Genomic DNA, 22228 nt, shown 5'->3' on the forward strand with positions numbered 1-22228 from the left:
CTTTCTATTGGTAAAAACCAACAAAAAACCCCTGATTTTTTGGTGCCTGACACCGTAATGAGGGCGAATAATTATCTTCCTGGTTTACTTATGTGGTTCGCTGAATTGTCCAAGTGGGAATCTCTGAAAATCGGAGCATGGTCGAGGAGTTGGACAGTAAAACGTGGAAAGTGGACAGTAAAACCCAAACCCCGACAGTATAGGTCCCCAAGTGGACAGTAAAAAGGTATTCCCGCAAACACCCCCAACTAAAAATCCCCTCTAAACAAAGAAAAACACCTAGCCGCCTAGGTGTTTTCCCAAATCTATTTAAAAGTCCACATGGTGGTGCCTGACACCAGATCCCGATGCCTGACACCAACCGATCCACCCTCCATTTACCGCACCAACTCAAAAACCTTCTTCACTTTCTTCACGGGCACCAGCGAACCGCCCCTGCCCTGGACGTTCTCGACCATCATCGCCACCATCAAACTTGGCGACTCCGTGTTGTAACCAATAAACCAGCCATTTTCAGTGCCCGTTTCACCCTGCTTCTGTTTTATCTCCGCCGTCCCCGTTTTACCAGCCAACGGATATCCCTTTATATCGGCAGCATGGGCCGTCCCAGCAGCGTCAGCAACGACCTTCCGTATATCCGCCGCAATGACGCCGGCGTGTTCAGGGGAAACCACCGCCTCTTTCAGCACCTGACCCTTCTGTTCATCCGCCAAAAGAATCGGCCTAATCATATTGCCATTGTTCACAAATGGCGTATACGTCGACAGCAAATGAACGATACTCATCTGAATCTGCCCTTGGCCATAACCGGAATCGGCCAGCGCGATATCCCGATCCAACGCACCAATCGTTGATTTTTCCAGCGGAAACGGAAAGGCCAAATCTTCATCAAAGTCAAATTTCTTCAGCCCATCCGCAAACGCATCCTTCTCCGTTTTCAACGCTGCCTGAGCAAAATAAATATTATCGGAGAACACCAATGCTTTTTCAAGGTTAATCGGGCTGCCGCCATGGACCCGCGTCACAAAATAGCCGCCCCACGATTTATCCTTTTGCCATTTCGACCCTAGAATCGGCACCGCCAGCTCCGGCGTGATCGCCCCGCTCGACAACGCCACGGCTGCCGTAATCGGCTTCATGACCGAACCCGGCGCATAGGCCTGTTTAAACCGCGTTGAGAGCGGCTGTTGCTTATTATCCTGCAGCACCTTCCACTCAGCCGCCGAGAAGCCAAGCATCGCTTGATTCGGGTCAAACGAAGGCGTGCTGACAAGCGCCAGCGTTTCACCCGTCACAGGGTTGATTGCTGCACCCGTGCCGGCTTCCTTGCCAAGTTCATCAAAAATCGCCGCCTGAACATCCGCATCGATCGTCAGCTTGATATTTTTCCCATCTTCGACCGGTTTTTCAGCAAGCACCTCGGCTTCACCATTCTTCTTTTTAATCGTAATCTTCACACCGGGCTTCCCTTTTAACTGCTCGTCATAGACTTGCTCGAGCCCTCTTTTTCCAATCATATCATTGCTCGTGTACCCTTTATCCTTCAATTTTTCCAACTCATCCGCCGTAATCGCCCCAACATAACCAATCAAGTGCGCCGCAGCCTGATCATACGGATAAATCCGTGCCTCCACCTTCCTCGTCTGCACTGGCTCGAGCGCAATCAACTGGGCAATCCGTTCCTCATCCTGCATCGACACCCGCTTCAACGGCACAAACAACTCCGGCTTAACCCAACTCGCCGTAATCGCCTTCTTGATTTGATCCGGGCTCATCTTTAACAGAGAGGCTAACGGTTCCAACACTTGATCCGTCACCTTCCCCGCAACTACGCCAACCTCGTACACCTGACCATTCACCGCCAGCCCGATGTCATTGCGATCAAGAATCTCCCCTCTTTGCGGCGCATCCGTACTAATCCCGATCTTATCGCCTTCCTGCAATTTTGGAAAAATGAACTCAGTATTCCAGTCTACATACCAATTCTTCTTATCATCTCTTTCTTCTTTTTGCAACTTAGCTTTCTGGGTGAATTGAATAGACCCAGCAATGCTATTCATTTTGGCGTTAAATGAATATTGGGCTTGCTCTTTTTCTGCCTGCTTATCCTCTTTCGGTTTTTTGAAGTCAACCTTGAGGTCAGTAATCTGAAGGTCTTTGTAGATTTTATGATAGCGGTTCGTAAATTCTTCTTTAGTGATTTTTTTCTTGGCATCCGTTGAAAGATAATCATACATCTGATCAAACTTCTGCTCATTCCACAAAGCTATGTACTTAGAAAATCGATCCTGTGGCGTCGGTTCCTTACTGCAGCCAGCCAAAGCTACCCCAAACAGCAGCATCACCAGCATGGTCCCTACCAACTTCTTCAAGCAAATCCCTCCCTTAATATGAATGGTGTCAGGCACCACAAAAAGACACTTCTAGCAATTTGTACGCGGTGGACGGACACTAGCTGGGTGTCAGGCACCAATATTATTAATTATACCGTGAATATACATAAAATGGGTAATTGTGAAAATAAGTACAAAAAAAAGAGGAAAGAATTCCCCTTCCCCTTTGTAACGATATTATGAATTTGTATTTTTTGTAGAAGTAGATGATTCTTCATCCACATTTGTTTCTTGGTCGGAAGAGTTTGCTGGGTCTTCAATCTTTTGTTGTTCTTCCTTCATTTGTGGAGTCTCTACTGATTCGCTTGCTTTATCATTCGAAAGTTCTGCTTCCTGTAACGTGCTTAACGATTTGTTAAAATAGTTAGTGGGATTTACAGCAATTCCATCTTTACGAATTTCAAAATGTACATGTGTTCCAGCTTTTTCATTGAACAAGCTTTGTCCAGCCGTGGCAAGAACTTGTCCCTGCTTTACTTCGTCGCCAACCTTGATCTTTATGTCTTTTACGGATTGATATTGTGTTACAATACCTTTGTCGTGTTCCACTTCAATGACATTCCCAAGGACTGCATCTTCATCAACTCGTGTGACCGTACCGCTTAATGCTGCAACGACATTAAAGGACTCATCATCTTTCATGGTAACGTCGATTCCAGTGTTTGGTTGGTAGGTATTGTTATAAAATACCAATGCCGCTTCCTGGTCTTCTGTTTTTCCATTGAAATCATAGAATTTCGTTTTAACGACGGCTGCATCCGCATTTTCCACTGGCATTTTGAAGTTTTCAAGTGTTTTGCTAACTTCAATCGCTGGTTCTTGGTTCTTTTTACCGGCAATATCAGTGGATTTGTAATCGTATTTGTCTGTCGCACTGTTGCTCGATTGATACCATAGTACTGCGGTCAGAATGAGTGCTGCACTTGCAATATAGATGGCTGGAAATACCCAACGCTTTTTGAAAAAGCGTTTTACGCTGGAACTTTGAGAAGATCGTTTGTTTTCTTCCTCTCTCATTTTCATCACCTCAGCAATCATTCTGAACAGATAAGTAGAATTATATACACGAGCGAAAAAAAATTTTTTTAACTTATTTTTTAACAGTGTTTATGTTTTTATGCATGAAGGGTGAAAAATTATTTTAAAAGTGCTTTTACGATATAGGAGGAAATTTTCATGAAAATCATAAAATGGGTGTTGCGGGTGCTCCCGTTTGCCTATATGGCGGCCATTTGGATTATGTCGAGTCTGCCAGCGGATCATTTTGTAAAGCTGCCCGATTCCCAAATCGACCACTTTATAAAGGAATCCTTGCATTTAATAGAGTTCGCGATTTTGTATGTTTTGCTCGTGCTAGCGATGTTAACTCGCCGCCACGCCTTCACACCGGCGTTGAATATAGCCTGCGCAGTCTTCGCTGCCCTTTACGGCATTAGCGACGAAATCCACCAATCATTCTATTCCTATCGCTCTTCCTCGCTCTTTGACCTTGTAAAAGACTTCACAGGGATCTTGGTTTGTTTTTACTTTATCAGAGGGGCATTGTTTAAAGGGAAGTTTACGCGGCTTAGGAAGGTACTGGGGCGTGTGTAGCCACTTTTGAACTTTTGGGAAAATAAATTCTGCCTTTAAATACCCCTATATAGGCTAGATTCATCGATTTTAGAATTTTATTTGCACTTTTAGGGGAGTGAATATGCAGAAAACGTCTCAACTCAGAGTTCGTAATCGAGGGCTTTATTAAAAGAAAGTAATCGTTGAGCGCTTGGATATGGGCTGTTTTCGATTTGCACTTACAATTCGGACAGACCCACGTTCCATATATATATTTCATGGGTAAACAGTTACATGTAGGGCATTGAACACCTGTGGGGAGATCATGTGTAGAAAGATGAAAGTGTTCGAGTATATCGGGATTTTCCGGAGTATCATTGGTTAAAATCAATCGTTTAGCCTTACCCAACTCTTTCTTATTAAGTTTCTCATCCTTATTTTGGCTAGCAATCTGCGTAATTTTTTCTAGTAAGCCTTCACTATTGCAGATATTTCGCAGGATTTGTTCATGACCCGATTCAACACGAATTATAGCCCTTTGGTTACTATTGACAACAAGATAGTGAATTGGAATATCAGAGATGTTATGCTCTTTCAGCCATTTTTTTAGTTTCAAAGCCTGTAGCCTGGCTTGCAAGACAGGATTCTTTACTCTCTCCTCCTTACCATTATTTTTTAGGATTGTTTGATTTAAGTATTTTTGGAAGTGGTACTCCCCCGTTCGGTTTTTCACTTCAAGAGCTAAGGCAAATGCGGCACTATGGAGTAGAATATCAATCTGGAAAAAATACTTCCCTAATTGAAGGCGAATGTTATGGAAAATAAGATAGTTTGTGTCGGGGAGCATACTTAAGTGGAAGTCTAGAGATTTTTCTCCGTGGTAACCGGCCATTCAGTTCTTATATTCGGTTAATAGGGCTGGGTGAATTGGGTGATTTTCATTAATTCTTGGGATGAGTGCCTCATATTTTTGAATTCTCAACGGAAGTATACATTCTTTTGCGAACAATCGCATCAGTCCTTTCTCTTTTTTTAAAAATTCCTCCTTTCACGTGGAAAATCGTGCAATAATCGACAATCTTTTTTGTCCATTTTATGAACTTAAGTTACCTTTTTTAAACCGTTTTATATTTATTTTCCACTTTGATCATTTTATCTGCCACTTTTCGGATTTATCTGCCACTTTGATTATTTTATCGGCCACTTTCTACAACTTATCTGCCACTTCCCTTTTTTCACCTCCAAACCACCTTCAACCACCACATAAATAGCTAAAAAGCCAGGTGTTTTTCCTGGCTTAGGTCACTTTCTTTTCCTTGTATTAGAATCAAACCCTATTGAACTGGACTCTCTACCAATTTTCCAACTTTTAAGACCTTTTTAGAACGTTTTGATATTTATCTGCCGCTTTGATCATTTTATCTGCCACTTTTCGGATTTATCGGCCACTTTAACCATTTTATCTGCCACTTTCCTTTTTTCACCCTCTAAAACAGAAAAGCCAGGCATCCCTCCAGCCTGGCTCCCCACATATTCACTTCTTCGCAGTAATCGTATCTAGCATTTGATCCGCCGACGTAATCTCGACTCCCTGATAATAATGCTTCACAATTTCCTTATAATTCTTTCCTTCCATTGCCATTCCGTTAGCCCCGTATTGGCTCATTCCGACGCCATGACCGAATCCCTTGGTGGTAATCACAATATTATCGCCCTTACGCTTCCAGGCAAAGTCTGATGACCGCAGATTCAGTTTATCGCGGATATCGCGCCCGCTCAAAACCTTTCCATTAAATTCAACCTTGCCGACACGTTTCCCCTCTGTCCGGTCGACAATTTTTCCAATCGTTGACCCCGAACCGAGCTTCACTCCAAGCCGCGCTTCAAACTGATGAACCGTCATTACCTTTTGACTGTTAAATTTCGGGGAATTTTTATCCCATGGACTGGATACACTTCTTAAGTATGGGATGTTGCCTGCCCAATAATCTTCCGAGTTTTCCGTGTAACCATTACTTGTGGAGAAGAACAATGCATCAATCGGCTCACCATCATAGGCCAAAATTTGCCCAGCCGTTGCCCGAACAGCGTTTAAAACCTTCGTCCTTTTCGCGTCGTACTCCATTCCCCATTCCCTTCTAAGTTCATCATCATTCATGTAAACCTGATGGATTTGGGTGTCCGTTACCTGCGCACCTTTAGGGACGCCGAGCGTATCCTTACTTAGTAACCTTTTCACGATATATGTTCTCGCTGTTAGTGCCTGGGCCTTCAGGGCTTCTTCCTTAAACTCTGCCGGCATCTCAGCTGCTACCACACCAACGAGGTAATCTTCTAATTGTACATTCTCAATTTGGGATTTTGAGGTACGGAACACCGCAACTTCGACGGCCGGATCGGAAGAAGTGGGCACCGCTTTGGTTTCTTTGGCCGGGGTCTTGGTTAAATCCTCCCCTAGCTTTCCACTTGCCCGATGCTCATCCGAGAACGGTAACACGAGAACTGCGGGAATAATTAATGTCAAGGCAATGAGGACTGCTGCTAGTACGACGAAAGGTTTGATTTTTTTCATGATAGTGCCTCCAGTTTGCAAATTCACAACCCCGCCTACAGCACAGGCGGGCTGCGTCTCAATTAATACATATGGAGGCGGACAAGCATTTATTACGGTTTTTTATATAAATAATGAAACTGGTGTCAGGCACCGCTCGTGGACAATTGTCTTTCCATGGTGTCAGGCACTAAAGAAACACAAGTGTCCACAACACGCGGACATCACGCCACGATTCCCGGAAAATATAAAAAAGGCCCTGATTCTACGTCAGGGCCCGTTGTTTTGCGTTTGTTTTTATTGGCTGTAGGAATTTGGTTAAGCGTCGCCTAACAAATCCGATACAAGTTACACGATCCAAGATCCAAACTAAGCGTTCATGTCCGATACGTAGTCTTGGACTTCTGTGAATATTTCGTCTGCTTCAGTAATACGCTCGATGTCGGCTCCTAGGCTTGCTAGCTTGCCGTGGAAGTCCACGTAGCCGCGGTCTAAGTGTTTCAACTCGGTCACGCGTGTCATGCCTTCAGAAACCAAACCAGTCAAAATTAATGCGGCAGCAGCACGTAGATCTGTTGCAGATACTTCCGCACCTTGTAAATTGGAAGAACCATTTAAAATAACAGAACGGCCTTCAATTTTAATGTCGGCATTCATGCGGCGGAATTCCTCAACATGCATAAAACGGTTTTCGAACACAGTTTCTGTAATCATCGAGGTGCCGTTTGCGCGAAGCAATAACGCCATCATTTGTGATTGCATATCGGTTGGGAAACCTGGATGCGGCATCGTTTTGATGTCGACAGCCTTCAAACGATCGGTTCCGATGACACGAACACCATCTTCTTCCTCACGGATTGTGATACCCATTTCAACCATTTTTGCAATCAAAGAAGATAAATGTTCAGGAACTGCGCCCTTTACCAATACATTTCCGCCTGTAATCGCAGCAGCTACCATAAAGGTTCCCGCTTCGATTCGGTCAGGAATAATATGGTGTTCTGCGCCAAATAACACGTCCACACCTTCAATACGAAGGGTCCCAGTGCCAGCGCCGCGAACCTTAGCGCCCATTGAATTCAAGAAGTTTGCAAGGTCAACGATTTCTGGTTCTTTTGCCACGTTCTCAATAATGGTCGTACCAACCGCAAGGGTTGCAGCCATCATAATGTTTTCGGTAGCCCCAACACTTGGGAAATCCAAATAAATCTTTGCACCTTTTAAGCGGCCATTAACCTCCGCTTCAATAAAACCGTTTCCTACCTTCACTGACGCTCCCATGGCTTCAAAGCCTTTGAGATGCTGATCGATAGGACGGGATCCAATAGCACAGCCACCCGGCAGGGCCACACGTGCACGGCCATTTCGAGCGAGTAATGATCCCATGACAAGCACAGACGCGCGCATTTTTCGAACATATTCGAACGGCGCCTCATCCTTTAACACTCTGGATGCATCTACTACGACTGTATTGTTTTCAAACGACACTTCAGCGTTTAAGTTGCGTAAAACTTCATTAATTGTGTATACATCGGAGAGTGTAGGTACATCACGAATTACACTTTTTCCGTCACTTGCTAATAATGTTGCAGCGAGTACAGGCAAGACAGCATTTTTTGCGCCTTCTACTTTAACAGTTCCATCAAGCCTTTTTCCGCCGCGGACGATAATCTTTTCCAAGAGTATTCCCCTCCGCGTCCATTTTCTCTATATTAATATTCAATCGTAATGATTGGTGTGCCAACTACGATGGTAGTCTTACCGCCCAATCCTTCGGAGCGTATGCCAATTTGTAAATTCATGTTATCTCTTTGATCATCTATGGAGCCTTTAAACATCGGCGAGTTCGCCGAAACAGACATGAATGTCTCCTCTTTTAACGCTTCGATTTCTTTTGCCTTAAATACGGACAGCAAATGATTCGCTGTCTTGGGTAAAGCCGTATCCATCTTATCACCGACCGTACCTTTCATACAAGAGAAAATTGTTGGTTTCCCTCGAAATATGTCAGACAGCCTAGATTTAAATTGACGGGTTGTGAAATAGGCCTCGGTAGACTTGTTCCACTCTTTACCACTGATACTATATACTATATACGCATTAACCGGTTGTTTTGTGTGGGTTGCCATCATTTGAAGCTTTTCTATGCGGTGTTTAGTCGTTGGAGATACTGCCGTCACTTCCCACTTTTCGCTGGTACTTTTTACAGACCATTCCCAATCAGGAAACTTCGTTTGAAGCTCTTTAGCATATTCCTTAACTTCCTGCTCACTTTTTAGGCCATCCAAATGCTCTCTTGCATAAAAAGTCCAATCATCGAGCAAAATATCTTCGGCTTGTAAAATAGAGCCGATTTTTGTTAAGTCCATTTCTTTTTGAAAAATGGAGCCGATTCCGCCACCGTTTGCTTCAGTTTGGTTCCCAATAACAACCAGGATTAAACTGATGATTGTTATCACGCTCAAAAGGATCTTACGATTTCTCTTCATCTCTACTCCCCCTCATTACCATTGTTACCATGTAGAGGAGTAGCATACTTGGGAAATGTCGTCACTTTTAGACAAGTTCCAAACTTTATGACAGTTCATTTGAAGTTATTTTTCCACATAAAGACGATTGTACTCAATTTATTAACAAATTGGAACATGTACGAAGACCTAAATTTTTACCAATTGTATATTTTGCATGATCAAAGGCAGTTGTCTAGACCATTGGAGATAATCAAGGAAAAAGTTACTAACAGATGATCCGACGAAAATTGCTAATAATATGTAAAGTAAGCGCGCCTGAAATACATGGTTGGGTTTCAGCAATTTTTCTAAACGGATTGCTTGTAGGGCCCACCAGGAAATCGTTATAAAAATTAAATGAGACAGGATACTTAACACGGCAATTTGCCCAAAATCATTTATCACTCGGTAACCTCCTTTTTTCACACAATGATTATTCTATCACAAAGAAGGTCAGAAAAGTTTCCTTTTGTATCCATTTTTAAAAAATAAACGCATTTTCTATCTTAAAAAAAAATTCACCTTCCTGAATGACTCGATTCGAAGGCGAATTTTTATTGCTTTATCTGGTCTCTTGATACGACCTCGGTTTCTAATACCGTACAAAAATACATAAACCACGCACTTACCATTAATTTACCTGATTCCAAACCCTGCCTAGATTTAATGGGACATATACTTTCTCGCCCTGTATTTCCTTGTGTATGATCGGATTTTCAAAATTCGAATCCCAACTATGATCTACTCTAATTTTGCGCCGGGCTCTGATGTTTCCTCCAAAAAAATCACCTAAGTTCACTCTTGAAAATTTCATCCACCTTACCCCTTTCTTCATTTGATGAGGGATAGGAAACAAAAGGAAAGTTCCTTTTTGTTTCCTATCATTATACTAACCTAGTAAAACTGTGTTACTTTTATTTTGCAGCGACCACCAGTACGCGTCCCCTGTCCAATTCTTTTTCAAATTGTTGTGCTTCTGTATCGGTTAATCCTAAGGATTCCATTTTAGAGCGTAGTTCGTCCCCGCGTGAGCGAAAAACATTTGCGATTGAATCAAAGACGCCTTGTTCGTTTACCCCAATTTCATTGGTATCCAGTGCATCTGACAAATCTTCTGAACGTTCTTTGCCGTGGGCCAATAAGTAGACCTCATCTTTTTCGAACCCTTGATTTAAAAATTGTTCAATTTCCTTTTTTGCTTGAAGTCCATTTTCTACTATTTTTACTTGTGTCATTTTAACTTCCTCCTCAATTTTTAATGTGTGACCATCTTGATTTTGTAAGTAAGTTGAAATGCATCTTGTTGTTCTATTTGATATATAACCCTTTTTAAAAAGTTGAAACCTTTTTTGTGAAGATTAACTGCTCTCCCTAACGATTTTCCCGTCAGTTAAGACGATGAATTGCCATGCAGGTACTGGAGCTCATCCGCTGTTTGAATGCGTTTATCTCCTCTTTCATCTTCCTTCGGCGTGGAAAATGACTGATCTCCCTGACGACTTGGGATGGTCTCGTCCTCCAGTTTTTCTTGCGCTTCCACAGTTCGTTTCGCATAAGGAAGGGCTTCAAGTCTGTCATAAGGGATATCCTCACCTGTTTCGACACAAACTCCATAGGTTCCATTAGTGATCCGCTCTAACGCCTCATTCACTTCTTCGAGGCGGCTTTTTGCATTTTCAATTAACAGCATTTGTTTTTCTCTTTCCTCTAATTCAGTGGCGGTATCAGCAAAGTGATTGTCATAGCTGGTTAACTCCCCAAAATCTTCAAACGTTAATGGCGGGTTGGACTCTAACATTTCGATTGTTTCGTTTTTGATTTTGATTAATTTATCTTTTAAAAAAAGCAGATCTTTCTCTGACAACATGTTTTTCCCTCCCTTTCTTTTCTTCTTAATGGTACATACCCTTTAACGCGAAATTCTAAAACTATAGCGGATAGAATTTTTTTATTAAAAAAGGTTTGTCCATTAAAATAACGGGTACTTACATTAGTAGATTCACATTAAAATTTGAAAGGGATGAATTTTCATGGGATTTATTTGGTCTTTAATTATCGGAGGAATCATCGGGTGGTTAGGGGGTCTTGTCATTGGACGTGATATACCTGGAGGTGTAATTGGAAATATCATCGCCGGATTTATTGGTGCTTTTCTCGGATCGTTCTTATTAGGAGATTGGGGACCTGAAGTGGGCGGTTTTTATCTTATTCCAGCCATCATAGGAGCGATTATTCTCACATTAATCGTTGGCTTCATTTTTAAAAGTATGAGACATACAGCATAATTATAATAGGATAACTTTCACTCAAGAGGCTGCTAATCATGCAGTCTCTTTTTATGTAGCATTTTTTAGACAAAGGAAAACACCTTAAAACAACAAGGTGCTTTCCTTTGTGATTCTTATTTTAAAATAGAAACTATTCCTCGTCTTGTTCAGAATGAGCCCAAACCGAGACACTGCCACCGTTAACAAAGAAGGTGGCAAATCCATCTTCTTCAATTATAATATGATCGTCTCTCGTTCCTGTTAGGTCGACCCATACTTCTCCAGTCCGCTCTTCTCCGACAAACATTCTTTTTTCGCCCTCGTCCTGATTGGAAATGAGGACGGCGCAGCCTGAAGACTCCATTTCCTCAAGCCCCAGACGGACCCATCCAATCAGATGGGAATCATCGAAATAATCCTCTTGTTCACCATAGGCTTTATGGTAACGAGCATAAAGGAGCGGGTCCATCGCTGCCTGTTTTCCTTCGATTGGTTCTTCTCCCCCAATGCCAAAATAATCTCCGTAAAATATACATGGATGTCCATCTTTGCGAAGTAAGATAAGCGAATAAGCACTCTGCTTAAACCAGTCATCCACCCATGATTCAAGGGCTTCGTTTGGTTGGGTATCATGATTGTCCACAAAAGTGACCGCATGTTCTGGATTCACATTCACTAATGTATCATCGAAGATCGTTGTCAGATCAAAATCAGCTCCTGCTTTAGACGCTTCATGTAATTTATAATGAAGCGGAACATCAAATAAATTCAGTTTGAAATCAACATTTTCCAAAAATGTTTGGCATGCTTCAAGTTCCGGGACCCAAAACTCACCTAGAACATAAAAGTCTTCTCCTCGCTGCTGCCTTACATGATCTACAAAACTTTTAATAAAACGATAATCAATATGTTTAATCGCATCTAAACGGTAACCGTTGCATTGTAAAGTATCGGCCAGCCAGTTCCCCCACTGGATCATTTCCTCTTTTACATCTGGATGGTTGTAGTCAATATTAGCAAACATTAAATAGTCGTAATTACCAAATTCATCATCGACATGGTCATTCCACTTTTTCCCCTCTCCTACAATCCGAAAAATCCCGGTTTTATCTGTTTTTCCGTCGTAGTCTATTCCATTAAAATGTTCAAATCGCCAGTTGAAATTAGAGTACTTGTCCTTTCGATTTGGGAAGGTGAATTTCGTATACCCCTCTATTTCAAACGGCTCAGAAATATCTTCAGTTCGGTCATCCTGGTCCACTTCAATGACTTGAAAAACCTCTGTTTCATCTGCTCCCCCTTTATGATTCATGACCACATCCACATAGACATCCATCCCGCTTTCATGACATGCGGCAATCGAATCCAGCAATTCTTGCTTCGTTCCATATTTCGTGCGGACCGTCCCTTTTTGATCAAATTCACCTAGATCATACAGATCATATACACCATATCCTTGGTCTTCTCCTGATTGACCCTTTGTTACCGGTGGAATCCAAACCGAATCGATTCCTTTCCTTTTCAGTTCGGGAGCCAACTCCTTCAGGCGGTTCCAATGCGAACCATCTGGCTCTACATTCCATTCAAAAAATTGCATCATCGTATGATTTCTCTCCATGAGTGTTTTCCCCTTTTATGATTTTTTCTTCTATTGATTGTTCTTTTCTAAGCTTCCATAAACGATAAGTATGATGGACAATCACCTTCAGAACTGCATACACTGGAACGGCTAGGATTAACCCGAGAACGCCTCCCATACTTCCAGCTGCAAGTAACAACGAAATAATAGTGAGAGGATGAATTTCTAGCTTTCTTCCCATCACCTGTGGTGAGATAATATGCCCTTCAATTTGTTGGACAACCACCATTACGATAAGAACTTTTACGACCATCATCGGTGAATCTAAAATCCCAATAATTAAGGCAGGGATGATTGCAATGATCGGACCGAGAAATGGGATTACATTTGTTAACATGGCGACAATGGCAACAAGAAGCGAATAGTCGAGGCCGATCATTAAATAACCGATGAAAAGCATTGTCCCTAGACAAAAACTGACAAAAATTTGTCCATGAATATAGGAGCTGAGTGCCTCATCCAAATCAGCTAAAATCTTTCGTCCATTTTTCTCCTGCCCTGCTGGTAATATACGAAGAATCAGCCGGGGGGCCTTTTCTCCTTCTTTTAACATATAAAATAAAATAAACGGGACAGTGACAAATACTGTCACAATCCGTGCCATCATACCGATAAAATTCATAATATTTGATCCAATAACAGCGAGACCCGAGGGTACATTTTTTGAAATAGAATCGGTACCCTTTTCAAAATTAAAACTTTTATTGTCATATAAACGGTGGACCCATTCATTATCTTGAAGTTCCGTTAATTTCTCCTTGATCGACTCGATAAAAGCAGGTGTAGTATCAATTAAACTATTGATTTGCTTCTGCAAAATCGGTCCAACAAAAAAGACTAATAAACTTATCATGGCAGCTGCCATTAAATAAATCAGGAGGATGGAAAGTGCCCTTGGAACCTTTTTCAATTGAAGAAAATTCACCAGAGGGCGAAATAAGTAATATAATACCCCTGCAATCAAAAAAGGAAAAAAGAGAGTTTGGACTAGTATACCAATGGGCCGAAAAACAAAATTGATTTTCATCCCTACAAATATAATTAAGAAAATAAGCAAAAGTCCGCAGCCCACTCGAAACGCTTTCGTTACCGGCATGTCATCCCCCCGTTCTATTAGATTTTCAAAAAAGCCTTTCATTATAAAATTCCCGAAAATAGACGAGCAAATGATTCTTTTGCCTTTTCAGTAAATCCTCTTTTGTAAAATTCCACTGGGCGAATTCTCAGGCAATCCTCTAGGTCTTCCTCATAATGGGCCACTAGGTCTTGGATGGAATCTGTGCCTATTAAAAATAAATTCACTTCAAAGTTGAGGCGAAAACTGCGCATATCCATATTGGCTGTTCCAATTGTGGCAAGGTCCCCATCAACAATCATTATTTTTTTATGGAGGAACCCTTTTTGGTACGCATAAATTTCAATTCCAGAACGCAAAAGTTCAGGTAAATACGACTGTGAAGCATATTGCGTGAGAAAACCATCATTGGTGTCAGGCACCATGATTCGTATTTGAATCCCTTTTTTGGCAGCAATCCTTAGTGCTGTTCGAATTGCTTGATTAGGGACAAAATACGGCGACGCAATCCAAATCGATTTTGTTGCACATGAGATCATCGCATAATAATGATCACTCATCCGTTCGGTTTCGGGACCGGTGGCGACGACATGAACCAGACCATCTCCAGCGGCCGATATGGGTTTCATATAGCGTTCGTCCATAACCAGCATTTCCCCACTAACATACCTCCAATCTAATAAAAAAACGGCATGCAATGTTTGGACTGCTTCCCCTTCCAGGACAACATGTGTATCACACCAAAATCCGATTTCCTCGTCTTCACCAAGATATTCGACCCCAATGTTCAGTCCGCCGACAAATCCTACCTTCCCGTCAATGACAACGATTTTTCGATGATTACGGAAGTTAAACTTTTGATTATAAAGGCTGCTTTTAATTGGCAAAAAAGGATGGACCATGATTCCGGCCTCCTTCATTTTTTTAATAGCAGCACCTGAAAGTGTGATACTTCCCATCGCGTCGTACATAAGGCGAACTTCTACTCCTTCTTGCACTTTCTTGATTAAGATGTCGATGATCTCACTGCCTAATCGGTCATCTCGGAAAATATAGTATTCCATATGGATAAAATCGTTTGCTTTCTTAAGCGCACTTTTCATTTCTCGAAAAGTTTCCTCGCCATTTTTTAATATGTTTGTGTTCGTATTGGTATTCGTTGGTGTGATGGTCGCCCGATCCAGATAGTGTGCGAAATGATGCTGGTGATGATTAAGCTGCGAAAACTCGACTTTCTGCTTTTCCCTACTAATTGTTTCAAACACTTCACGATCTTTGATGCGCTTACTTTTAAAGAGGTAGCCTTTTAAAAATAATTGCCCGGAATAGACATAGATGATATATCCGAGTACCGGTAAAAACACTAATATATGTATCCACAAAAGCGTGTTTTGCGCCGTCCGATTTTCGAGCATCAAGGAAAACACTGTAATCAAGATAATTACGCCGTAGAATGCCATTGATATCATTTTCGGCAGGAAAGGAACGTCTGTAAAAAACACCAAATATGCTAGAGCAATCATCATAATGACAAAAACAAATTCCATTCTCCGTTTTTTCATAACGTTGTTCTCCCCCATAATTTAATTAGATACCCTTATGGGGTAATACCCGATTTATACGAAGATTAATCCTGCTCCTAAAAAAAAGATGCCCGCCCCCCGCAATGGAGGGAAAAGTCACCTACGCCTTTCGATAAACTTTCTTGGAAAAATTTTTTATACGGTTTCAAACGATGTTGTACGGGGTATGGAATAAATATCAACACAATTCCACTAAACGGAGGTAATGAAGATGGCAAAGGTAAAAGAAAAAAATAGTTTAGTAACAGAGGCTCTCAACACTCAGGTCGCTAATTTCTCAGTTCTTTATATGAAGCTGCACCACTACCACTGGTATGTAAAAGGTGAAAATTTCTTCACCCTGCATCCTAAATTTGAAGAATTGTATAAGGAGTCGGCGCTCCATCTTGATACCATCGCTGAAAGAATGCTGTCACTAGGAAATTTACCAACGGCGACACTAAAGGAGCAATTACAGATCTCTTCCATCAAGGAAGCCGCAGGCGACGAAAATGCCGCGGGAATGATCCAGACACTGGCTGATGATTTTAACACCGTCTGCACCGAGCTTACAGAGGGAATCACCTTGGCCGAGGACAACGATGATCAACCTACGGCAGATCTGTTCATTGCGATTCGCACGTCCTTAGAAAAGCACAGATGGATGCTCGAAGCCTATCTGGCAGACTAAATGAATTGTGAAAGGGTGTCAGCTTTACAGCTGATGCCCCTTTTCTCTCTCATGAGCACTGTGAACTCCTCACAGAGTGACCGTCCCTGCCTTTTTTCCCCTCTCATAGGCACTGTGAACTCCTGACAGTGACCGTCCCTGCCTTTTTTCCCCTCTCACGGGCACTGTGAACTCCTCATAGTGACCGTCCCTGCCTTTTTTTCTCCCTCATGGGCACTGTGAACTCCTGAGAGTGACCGTCCCTGCCTTTTTTCCCCTCTCATGGGCACTGTGAACTCCTCACAGTGACCGTCCCTGCTTTTTTTTCCCTCTCATGGTCACTGTGAACTCCTCACAGTGACCGTCCCTGCTTTTTTTTCTCTCTCATGGGCACTGTGAACGGACAAAAAAACAAAACAAAACACGTATCCAAAAACGGTTGGATACGTGTTTTGTTACGCTTATAATAGTAGGTTACAAGAGTTGACCGATAATATAGGTTAAGTCATCATTCCGTATTTTGGTATACAATTTTAAATGATTCGACATCTCTTCAATCGATCGAATACTTGATAATAAATGTTTAATGGCGGGAATATAAATCCCGTCCGTATGAATAATAAATTTCGCATCTTTTTCATACGTAAACGTTTCAATTCCATATTTTTGCGGCTTTCCAGATAAATATCCATAGACAGGGACTGGGTTGAAAAATTGACCTGAGGGCGAATAAAGAACAAAGCGAATGTTTCCTACGGAGCTATAAGTAATTTTTTTAAGTAAAAAGTCTACCTTAAAAAGAGATACGGTTGCACCTCTTTTATCCTTAAGGACTTTATTACAATAATCGATTAATACATCGACCTCTTCATAATGGTATTGTTCTACCACTTCCCGAATCGCGTTAGACGAGGCATGTGCGTACATCCCGCTTCCCAAACCGTCCGCAACGGCACAAATGAAGTAATCATCCGTTGTCTTAATAAAAAAACTATCGCCGTTACACACATTACCTTCCTTTTGAATCTGATAAACTAAGGTTTGAATATATTGATTTGATTCAAGTTCAAGCATTTGTTACTCCTGTATTGGCATCATCTTTGTTTAGTGCCTGTCGCAATTTTTGAATCGCCTTTTTTTGAAGACGTGATACATGCATCTGAGAAATCCCCAAGGACTCTCCTGTTTCTTTCTGACTCTTATTAGCGATAAATGTATAACGGAGGATTTCTATTTCTCGTTCTGATAGCACATGCAGAACACTCTCAAGCAAGAGCCTTTGGTCGACTCTTTTGAAACCATCGTCATGCGATCCGATGGTGTCGAGTATTGTAACCGTGCTGCCGTCTGAGCCCGTCTCAATCGAACGATCCACAGATACAGCTTGATAACTTTTACCCATCTCCATTGCTTCTAATACTTCTTCTTCCGAAACGTCCAAATGCTCGGCAATTTCATGGATCTTTGGTGACCTTTGATGTTTATTGGTCAGTTCATCGACAACTGTCTTTATTTTCGTCCATAATTCCTTTACCCGCCTCGGGACATGGACTCCCCATGTTTTATCCCTTAAGTAACGTTTGATTTCTCCAATAACGGTCGGTATTAAAAATGTTTCAAAGGATGATCCAAGTTCCGGATCATATCTTCGTATTGCACCCAATAGACCGACGATTCCTATTTGCATGAGATCCTCATGAAAGTTTCCGCCTTTTGAATATTTCATCACAAGGCTTCCGACTAGCGGAGTATAGTGGTCTACTAATATTTCTTGAGCTGACTTACTCTCATTTAGCTGAAAGTCTTTGATTAGGGCGTTGATTTCTTCCTTAGTTCTCTTCATAGTTTGAAATGGTTGTGTCATGATTTACACGCTCCCCACTTAAATACTTCACCATGAAGACCGTAACTCCGGAATGATCAAATACATGGACTTCATCCATGAGCGTTTCCATCAAATATAGACCCAACCCTCCCTCCACCAGTTGGTCGGTTGTAGTTGAGGCGGAATATGGGCCTAGTTTGTCCCTTGTCTGTTCAAAATTAAAACTCTCTCCATTATCAGTGATCATAATTTCTAGTTTATTTTCATAAATTCCAAATCCAACAATTGTTTCTCCGAAGGCGTTATCTTTGTAAGCATGTTGAACGGCATTCGTACATGCCTCACTGACGGCAATCTTTAAATCTTCAATCTCCTCATATGCGTATCCCATTCTGCTGGCAATTCCTGATAACGTTAATCGGATTACCCCTACATATTCCGGCTTAGCAGGCATTTTCACTTCAATGTAGTCAACTAATTGTTTCATTGTACCCCACCTCTGAATTCGTAGAAATATCAATTATGTTGCTTAAACCTGTAATTTGAAAGAGTCGTTCCAAGCGATCTGACAAGTCTACGAGCTTTAATTCACCATCATTTTTCATTATTAGTTTGAATAAACCAATAAATACACCTAGGCCAGTACTATCAATATATGACACATCTTTTAAACTGACGATCAGTGATTGGTTTTGCTCTTCAGCGAGTGGTAATAATTCCTCTCGTAGCTTTGGTGCAGTGTATGCATCTATTTCTCCTGCAACAAAAACGAATGTCTTTCTATTATTTTGGTGTTTATCAACTTTTAAATCCATTCATTATCACCTCAGGAATTTAATCTATTTTTATGTACTTACCCGCACCCATGGAAGATTAAACCTTTCTTCGAAAAATAATTAGGGTAAAATCATCATTCATTTCAAAGTTCTGCATCTTTTCCAAATCTCGATAAATTTGTTCCACCATTTCTTGAGCGGTTAATTGCTTATATTTTTGAATTAAGTCAGTTATCACCGAACGTTCGATAAAACCATCTTCTGTTCTTGCTTCCGTCACTCCATCCGATAATAAGACAATCATATCCCCGGGTTCGACTTGTTTTTGATACTGCTCATATGTAAAGTTCTGGTCCACGCCTAATACTAGACCTTTTGTCACGAGATCCTCAAATGAATTCGTAACGGAATGATAATAGAATCCTTGTTCATGCCCTGCTGCACCATAGGTAAAGGAATGGTTAACTGTATCGTACATCCCATAGAACATGGTAATAAACATACCTTCATCGAGATTATCTTCTACGACTCTATTTATACTTTCTAAAACAAAGTGAGGACTTTTCCTAGACTCTGGTAAACTATCGATTGCATACTTGATCATCGCCATACAAATGGCTGCAGGTATTCCTTTACCAATTACATCTGCAACGGCTATATGAATATTTTGCCCCTCTTGAATAAAGTGATAAAAATCCCCATTCATTTGTTTGGCAGGAATACTTGTTGCCCCAATATCTAAATCGTCCATTTGAGGAATAGATGTTTCTAGTAAATTTTCTTGAATGCTTGCTGCAATCTCAATTTCTGATTTTATTTCCAGCTGTTGATCCCGCATGCATTGATGCTCCTGGTAGGCTAAGCCATAGTCTATCATCACCTCTAAAAGAAAATCAAAGGACAATAAGACCTCTTTTTGAATATCCGGAAAAATTTCTTTCAACGCTTCACTATGTAAACTGACAATTTCCTCAGGAGAAATTTGCTGTAAAATCGATTTTCTACTAAATAGTTGTGCTTGGTACAAAGCTTTTTCGGATGATTCTTTCAGATAACTGCGAAGCAAATGCCGATACCTTGATTTGAAAATTTCCATAGCAAGCATCCTCCTAACGAGTCCATTTTACCGTCTTAATAATTGTACCTTCCTCTAGTGAAGAGGTAATATCAAATTCATCCATTAAGCGCTTAACCCCCGGTAATCCCGCTCCTAACCCACCTGATGTGGAATATCCATCTTCCATCACTTTTCTAATATCCTGAATTCCTGGTCCATTATCAGCAGCGATCACCTTTATACCACGTTTATCACGTCCATCTATGCGTTCAATCCGTATTTCACCTTGCCCTGCATATAAATAAATATTACGTGCAAGCTCAGAAATCGCTGTCGTGATTCTTGCTTGGTCAACTGTACCAAATTCAAGCTCCTTGGCAATATTTCTTCCTAGTTGCCTAGCTGCAACGATATCCCATTCGTTAAAAATTTTCACATAGGATTCGTTCTCCATGCTTTCTCCCCCAACTCCCGTTGTAGTGTTTCTAACCCCTTTTCTAAATCTAGTGCTGTAAGCACCTCTTGAAGATGGATTCCTAGTTCAACTAATGTAATGGCTACAGCTGGTTGGATGCCCGTTAAAACTACTTTTGCCCCCATCAGTTTGGACATACTAATAACATCGCCTAGTACTTTTGCAATAAACGAATCAATCACATCTATAGACGTTAAATCGATGACTACACCATTCGATCCTGTTTCATGGATTTTATGAAGCAAATCTTCTTGAAATTGTATTGCCGTTTGATCATCAAGTTCCCACTGAATAGAAATAAGCAGGCAGTTATATAACTTTAGTATAGGTATTCTAGCGACCATTATTATTCCTCCGTTGATATGACCTTTCGATTCGTCATTTCCAAGGCAGCCTCAATTCCTTTTTGTAAGCTATTTTTGGTGATGACTTGAGTTAAATTAATTCCTAAATTAACGATTGTTTGTGCAATCTCTGGACGAATCCCAACGATTAAACATTTTGCTCCTACTAATCTTACGGCTTCGGATGCCTGAATAATATGGTGGGCAACCATCGTGTCTACGACAGGAACTCCTGTGATATCAATTAAGACAACTTGGGCGTGATGCTTAACAACCCCTTGTAATAAATTTTCCATAATCGACTTTGCTCTTTCTGTGTCAATGGTTCCAACTAACGGCATGATCGTAATATTTTCAAAAATCGGGATAAGCGGTGCAGATAGCTCTTGAAGCGCAATTTTTTGTAAGGATACCGTTCTTTGCCAAGTTTCCGCATACTGATTCAACACGGCAACGTTGATCGGACTAATCCATTTGTCATAATCCAAAATAAATTCAACTTGTTCTTTTTCTGAAGTCTTATCTGCCATGGGAAAGAAAACAATTTTTCCAAATTCACTTAAACTGTCCATAATAAAACCTAATGTCCAGCCGAGTTGAACTATTTTTTGAGTAAATTCACTGATCTTGCTTTCACTATTTTTCTGTTGATTGGTAGAACCATTAATTAGTAAATTTATATAATCATTGCAAATATTGATATAGACTTTCTCTGATATCAAATTAGCTGCTCTTTGTTCATCCATAAGAATTACTTTCTTCGACCACTCTTTTAAAATTTGCTCCCGGTTTATTTGAATATATTCTACTATTTGATTTGCTTTTTCCATTCATTTTCCCACCTAAACGGTTTCTTCGCTATTCGAAGAATTACTTGTTATGTAACATTATACCAATTTTTGCTAGCCAAATAATGAATCATATAGCATAGGCGCATAGCCCTACTATCTTTGATGTTTCAAATAAAAAAAAAGGGGTACACACAGGGTAGTAAGGAATCGATGTACACTCATTTTTTCAAATAGGAGGAAACGCAATGGATAAAGAGACAATGCTTCAACAGTTTAAGGATTATGGATTTGAACAAGTGGAGTATTTAGGGAACTCCACGTTTCGATTGCATATCATGAGTGATGTGACAGGAGCTTCCTACCCACTGTACGTAAAAACAGCCACCTCTGAAAAAGGCGGTATGTTCGTTCATTTTGAGGAAGCCGACTTTGAAGAAAATGACACCGTCCCGCTCCAGGTCCGTAGTGCAGCACTCGATATGCTGAAAGAATTAAAGCTATTATCCGTACCCCCATCAGTAGAAAAAAACAATAATGGCTCTATGGCACGGGATTTAGGCGAAATGAAGAAACTCGGCAAGGAAATGAGCCATATGAAAACCGGTACTCAGCAACTGGAAGAAGAAAATCTGATTCCTGATCCGCTCCAATAGCAGCAACATCCTCGTAACGGTCCTCTATAGTGGGCCGTTACTTTTGTTTGGACAATCACATGAAAGAAACGAGGCCTGGCACAAGT

General features: G+C 41.1%; 24 protein-coding genes. 4 read left to right on the forward strand and 20 right to left on the reverse strand.

Translation table 11 applies throughout. From position 1 onward, the window contains the following. Positions 1-377: 377 nt before the first annotated feature. Both AB7942_RS15425 and spoIIQ read right to left on the reverse strand, forming a co-directional pair. Positions 378-2372, reverse strand: coding sequence for a penicillin-binding transpeptidase domain-containing protein (locus AB7942_RS15425; RefSeq protein WP_369447550.1), 1995 nt, complete (start codon positions 2370-2372; stop codon positions 378-380). A 198-nt stretch (positions 2373-2570) separates the two neighbouring features. Further along, complete coding sequence (spoIIQ, locus tag AB7942_RS15430) at positions 2571-3410, reverse strand: stage II sporulation protein SpoIIQ (protein WP_088090152.1); 840 nt, start codon at positions 3408-3410, stop codon at positions 2571-2573. A gap of 159 nt (positions 3411-3569) precedes the next feature. On the opposite strand from spoIIQ, the gene AB7942_RS15435 reads away from it, so the two are divergent. Further along, positions 3570-3986, forward strand: a complete 417-nt coding sequence (locus AB7942_RS15435) for a VanZ family protein (protein ID WP_369447551.1) — start codon at positions 3570-3572, stop codon at positions 3984-3986. Here AB7942_RS15435 and AB7942_RS15440 read toward each other — a convergent pair. From AB7942_RS15440 to AB7942_RS15470, 7 genes are all read right to left on the reverse strand, one after another. Then, positions 3961-4839, reverse strand: a complete 879-nt coding sequence (locus AB7942_RS15440) for a nuclease-related domain-containing protein (protein ID WP_369447552.1) — start codon at positions 4837-4839, stop codon at positions 3961-3963. The two genes, AB7942_RS15435 and AB7942_RS15440, sit on opposite strands and share 26 nt — an antisense overlap. Before the next feature lie 642 nt (positions 4840-5481). Next, the gene (gene spoIID / locus AB7942_RS15445; protein WP_369447553.1) at positions 5482-6519 is read right to left on the reverse strand and encodes a stage II sporulation protein D; all 1038 of its coding nucleotides are present in this window, start codon (positions 6517-6519) and stop codon (positions 5482-5484) included. Between the two features lie 348 nt (positions 6520-6867). Next, the gene (gene murA, locus AB7942_RS15450) at positions 6868-8178 is read right to left on the reverse strand and encodes a UDP-N-acetylglucosamine 1-carboxyvinyltransferase (RefSeq protein WP_369447554.1); all 1311 of its coding nucleotides are present in this window, start codon (positions 8176-8178) and stop codon (positions 6868-6870) included. 32 nt (positions 8179-8210) lie between these two features. Continuing rightward, positions 8211-8987 (reverse strand): YwmB family TATA-box binding protein, encoded by a 777-nt coding sequence (locus AB7942_RS15455; RefSeq protein ID WP_369447555.1) that lies wholly within the window; start codon positions 8985-8987, stop codon positions 8211-8213. 168 nt (positions 8988-9155) lie between these two features. Continuing rightward, a complete protein-coding gene (locus AB7942_RS15460; protein ID WP_088090158.1) occupies positions 9156-9413 on the reverse strand; it encodes a DUF1146 family protein in 258 nt (85 codons plus the stop codon). A gap of 509 nt (positions 9414-9922) precedes the next feature. Continuing rightward, complete coding sequence (locus AB7942_RS15465; protein WP_088090160.1) at positions 9923-10243, reverse strand: YflT domain-containing protein; 321 nt, start codon at positions 10241-10243, stop codon at positions 9923-9925. A 155-nt stretch (positions 10244-10398) separates the two neighbouring features. Continuing rightward, entirely contained in the window at positions 10399-10875 is a 477-nt protein-coding gene (locus AB7942_RS15470; RefSeq protein ID WP_369447556.1) for a TraR/DksA C4-type zinc finger protein, read from the reverse strand. Between the two features lie 163 nt (positions 10876-11038). On the opposite strand from AB7942_RS15470, the gene AB7942_RS15475 reads away from it, so the two are divergent. Further along, positions 11039-11293 carry a GlsB/YeaQ/YmgE family stress response membrane protein gene (locus tag AB7942_RS15475; RefSeq protein WP_088090162.1) on the forward strand — a complete coding sequence of 85 codons (255 nt, stop codon included), beginning with the start codon at positions 11039-11041 and terminating at the stop codon, positions 11291-11293. Positions 11294-11426: 133 nt separating this feature from the next. On the opposite strand, the gene AB7942_RS15480 is transcribed toward AB7942_RS15475, so the two are convergent. The 3 genes from AB7942_RS15480 to cls are packed head-to-tail and all read right to left on the reverse strand — an operon-like array spanning position 11427 to position 15551. Continuing rightward, entirely contained in the window at positions 11427-12893 is a 1467-nt protein-coding gene (locus tag AB7942_RS15480) for an alpha-amylase (protein ID WP_369447557.1), read from the reverse strand. Next, positions 12859-14010 carry an AI-2E family transporter gene (locus AB7942_RS15485; RefSeq protein WP_098932525.1) on the reverse strand — a complete coding sequence of 384 codons (1152 nt, stop codon included), beginning with the start codon at positions 14008-14010 and terminating at the stop codon, positions 12859-12861. The genes AB7942_RS15480 and AB7942_RS15485 overlap by 35 nt, the downstream gene beginning before the upstream one ends. A 41-nt stretch (positions 14011-14051) precedes the next feature. Then, the gene (gene cls / locus AB7942_RS15490; RefSeq protein WP_369447558.1) at positions 14052-15551 is read right to left on the reverse strand and encodes a cardiolipin synthase; all 1500 of its coding nucleotides are present in this window, start codon (positions 15549-15551) and stop codon (positions 14052-14054) included. 232 nt (positions 15552-15783) lie between these two features. On the opposite strand from cls, the gene AB7942_RS15495 reads away from it, so the two are divergent. Further along, positions 15784-16242 carry a Dps family protein gene (locus AB7942_RS15495; RefSeq protein WP_369447559.1) on the forward strand — a complete coding sequence of 153 codons (459 nt, stop codon included), beginning with the start codon at positions 15784-15786 and terminating at the stop codon, positions 16240-16242. A 453-nt stretch (positions 16243-16695) separates the two neighbouring features. Here the strand turns inward: AB7942_RS15495 and AB7942_RS15500 are convergent, their stop codons facing one another. From AB7942_RS15500 to AB7942_RS15535, 8 genes are read right to left on the reverse strand one after another with little or no spacing between them, the layout of a single operon-like run. Then, the gene (locus AB7942_RS15500; RefSeq protein WP_369447560.1) at positions 16696-17295 is read right to left on the reverse strand and encodes a PP2C family serine/threonine-protein phosphatase; all 600 of its coding nucleotides are present in this window, start codon (positions 17293-17295) and stop codon (positions 16696-16698) included. Beyond that, entirely contained in the window at positions 17288-18085 is a 798-nt protein-coding gene (gene sigB / locus AB7942_RS15505) for an RNA polymerase sigma factor SigB (protein ID WP_335711617.1), read from the reverse strand. Before sigB ends, AB7942_RS15500 begins: the two co-directional genes overlap by 8 nt. Next, positions 18051-18533 (reverse strand): anti-sigma B factor RsbW, encoded by a 483-nt coding sequence (gene rsbW, locus AB7942_RS15510; protein WP_369447561.1) that lies wholly within the window; start codon positions 18531-18533, stop codon positions 18051-18053. Before rsbW ends, sigB begins: the two co-directional genes overlap by 35 nt. Then, positions 18517-18861: an anti-sigma factor antagonist gene (locus AB7942_RS15515; RefSeq protein ID WP_098932409.1), complete on the reverse strand. Its 345-nt coding sequence runs from the start codon at positions 18859-18861 to the stop codon at positions 18517-18519. The genes rsbW and AB7942_RS15515 overlap by 17 nt, the downstream gene beginning before the upstream one ends. A 58-nt stretch (positions 18862-18919) precedes the next feature. Then, entirely contained in the window at positions 18920-19918 is a 999-nt protein-coding gene (locus AB7942_RS15520; RefSeq protein ID WP_483310876.1) for a SpoIIE family protein phosphatase, read from the reverse strand. 13 nt (positions 19919-19931) lie between these two features. After that, entirely contained in the window at positions 19932-20333 is a 402-nt protein-coding gene (locus tag AB7942_RS15525; RefSeq protein WP_098932407.1) for an anti-sigma regulatory factor, read from the reverse strand. Continuing rightward, positions 20312-20698, reverse strand: coding sequence for an STAS domain-containing protein (locus tag AB7942_RS15530; RefSeq protein ID WP_373408518.1), 387 nt, complete (start codon positions 20696-20698; stop codon positions 20312-20314). The genes AB7942_RS15525 and AB7942_RS15530 overlap by 22 nt, the downstream gene beginning before the upstream one ends. Before the next feature lie 2 nt (positions 20699-20700). Beyond that, complete coding sequence (locus AB7942_RS15535) at positions 20701-21528, reverse strand: STAS domain-containing protein (RefSeq protein ID WP_369447563.1); 828 nt, start codon at positions 21526-21528, stop codon at positions 20701-20703. A gap of 206 nt (positions 21529-21734) precedes the next feature. Between AB7942_RS15535 and AB7942_RS15540 the strand changes: the two genes are divergently transcribed. Beyond that, positions 21735-22142: a hypothetical protein gene (locus AB7942_RS15540; protein WP_369447564.1), complete on the forward strand. Its 408-nt coding sequence runs from the start codon at positions 21735-21737 to the stop codon at positions 22140-22142. Positions 22143-22228: the final 86 nt, after the last annotated feature.

Source organism: Neobacillus sp. BF23-41 (assembly GCF_041106275.1).

Bases quoted from the DNA above. Each gene is read 5' to 3' on its own strand.
- AB7942_RS15500 (WP_369447560.1), bottom strand. From the start codon at position 17,295: ATGCTTGAACTTGAATCAAATCAATATATTCAAACCTTAGTTTATCAG.
- AB7942_RS15440 (WP_369447552.1), bottom strand. From the start codon at position 4,839: ATGGCCGGTTACCACGGAGAAAAATCTCTAGACTTCCACTTAAGTATG.
- AB7942_RS15495 (WP_369447559.1), top strand. From the start codon at position 15,784: ATGGCAAAGGTAAAAGAAAAAAATAGTTTAGTAACAGAGGCTCTCAAC.
- sigB (WP_335711617.1), bottom strand. From the start codon at position 18,085: ATGACACAACCATTTCAAACTATGAAGAGAACTAAGGAAGAAATCAAC.
- AB7942_RS15535 (WP_369447563.1), bottom strand. From the start codon at position 21,528: ATGGAAAAAGCAAATCAAATAGTAGAATATATTCAAATAAACCGGGAG.
- rsbW (WP_369447561.1), bottom strand. From the start codon at position 18,533: ATGAAACAATTAGTTGACTACATTGAAGTGAAAATGCCTGCTAAGCCG.
- AB7942_RS15435 (WP_369447551.1), top strand. From the start codon at position 3,570: ATGAAAATCATAAAATGGGTGTTGCGGGTGCTCCCGTTTGCCTATATG.
- AB7942_RS15455 (WP_369447555.1), bottom strand. From the start codon at position 8,987: ATGAAGAGAAATCGTAAGATCCTTTTGAGCGTGATAACAATCATCAGT.
- AB7942_RS15525 (WP_098932407.1), bottom strand. From the start codon at position 20,333: ATGGAGAACGAATCCTATGTGAAAATTTTTAACGAATGGGATATCGTT.
- AB7942_RS15515 (WP_098932409.1), bottom strand. From the start codon at position 18,861: ATGGATTTAAAAGTTGATAAACACCAAAATAATAGAAAGACATTCGTT.
- AB7942_RS15470 (WP_369447556.1), bottom strand. From the start codon at position 10,875: ATGTTGTCAGAGAAAGATCTGCTTTTTTTAAAAGATAAATTAATCAAA.
- spoIID (WP_369447553.1), bottom strand. From the start codon at position 6,519: ATGAAAAAAATCAAACCTTTCGTCGTACTAGCAGCAGTCCTCATTGCC.
- AB7942_RS15485 (WP_098932525.1), bottom strand. From the start codon at position 14,010: ATGCCGGTAACGAAAGCGTTTCGAGTGGGCTGCGGACTTTTGCTTATT.
- AB7942_RS15480 (WP_369447557.1), bottom strand. From the start codon at position 12,893: ATGGAGAGAAATCATACGATGATGCAATTTTTTGAATGGAATGTAGAG.
- AB7942_RS15540 (WP_369447564.1), top strand. From the start codon at position 21,735: ATGGATAAAGAGACAATGCTTCAACAGTTTAAGGATTATGGATTTGAA.
- spoIIQ (WP_088090152.1), bottom strand. From the start codon at position 3,410: ATGAGAGAGGAAGAAAACAAACGATCTTCTCAAAGTTCCAGCGTAAAA.
- AB7942_RS15465 (WP_088090160.1), bottom strand. From the start codon at position 10,243: ATGACACAAGTAAAAATAGTAGAAAATGGACTTCAAGCAAAAAAGGAA.
- cls (WP_369447558.1), bottom strand. From the start codon at position 15,551: ATGAAAAAACGGAGAATGGAATTTGTTTTTGTCATTATGATGATTGCT.
- AB7942_RS15520 (WP_483310876.1), bottom strand. From the start codon at position 19,918: ATGGAAATTTTCAAATCAAGGTATCGGCATTTGCTTCGCAGTTATCTG.
- AB7942_RS15475 (WP_088090162.1), top strand. From the start codon at position 11,039: ATGGGATTTATTTGGTCTTTAATTATCGGAGGAATCATCGGGTGGTTA.
- AB7942_RS15530 (WP_373408518.1), bottom strand. From the start codon at position 20,698: ATGGTCGCTAGAATACCTATACTAAAGTTATATAACTGCCTGCTTATT.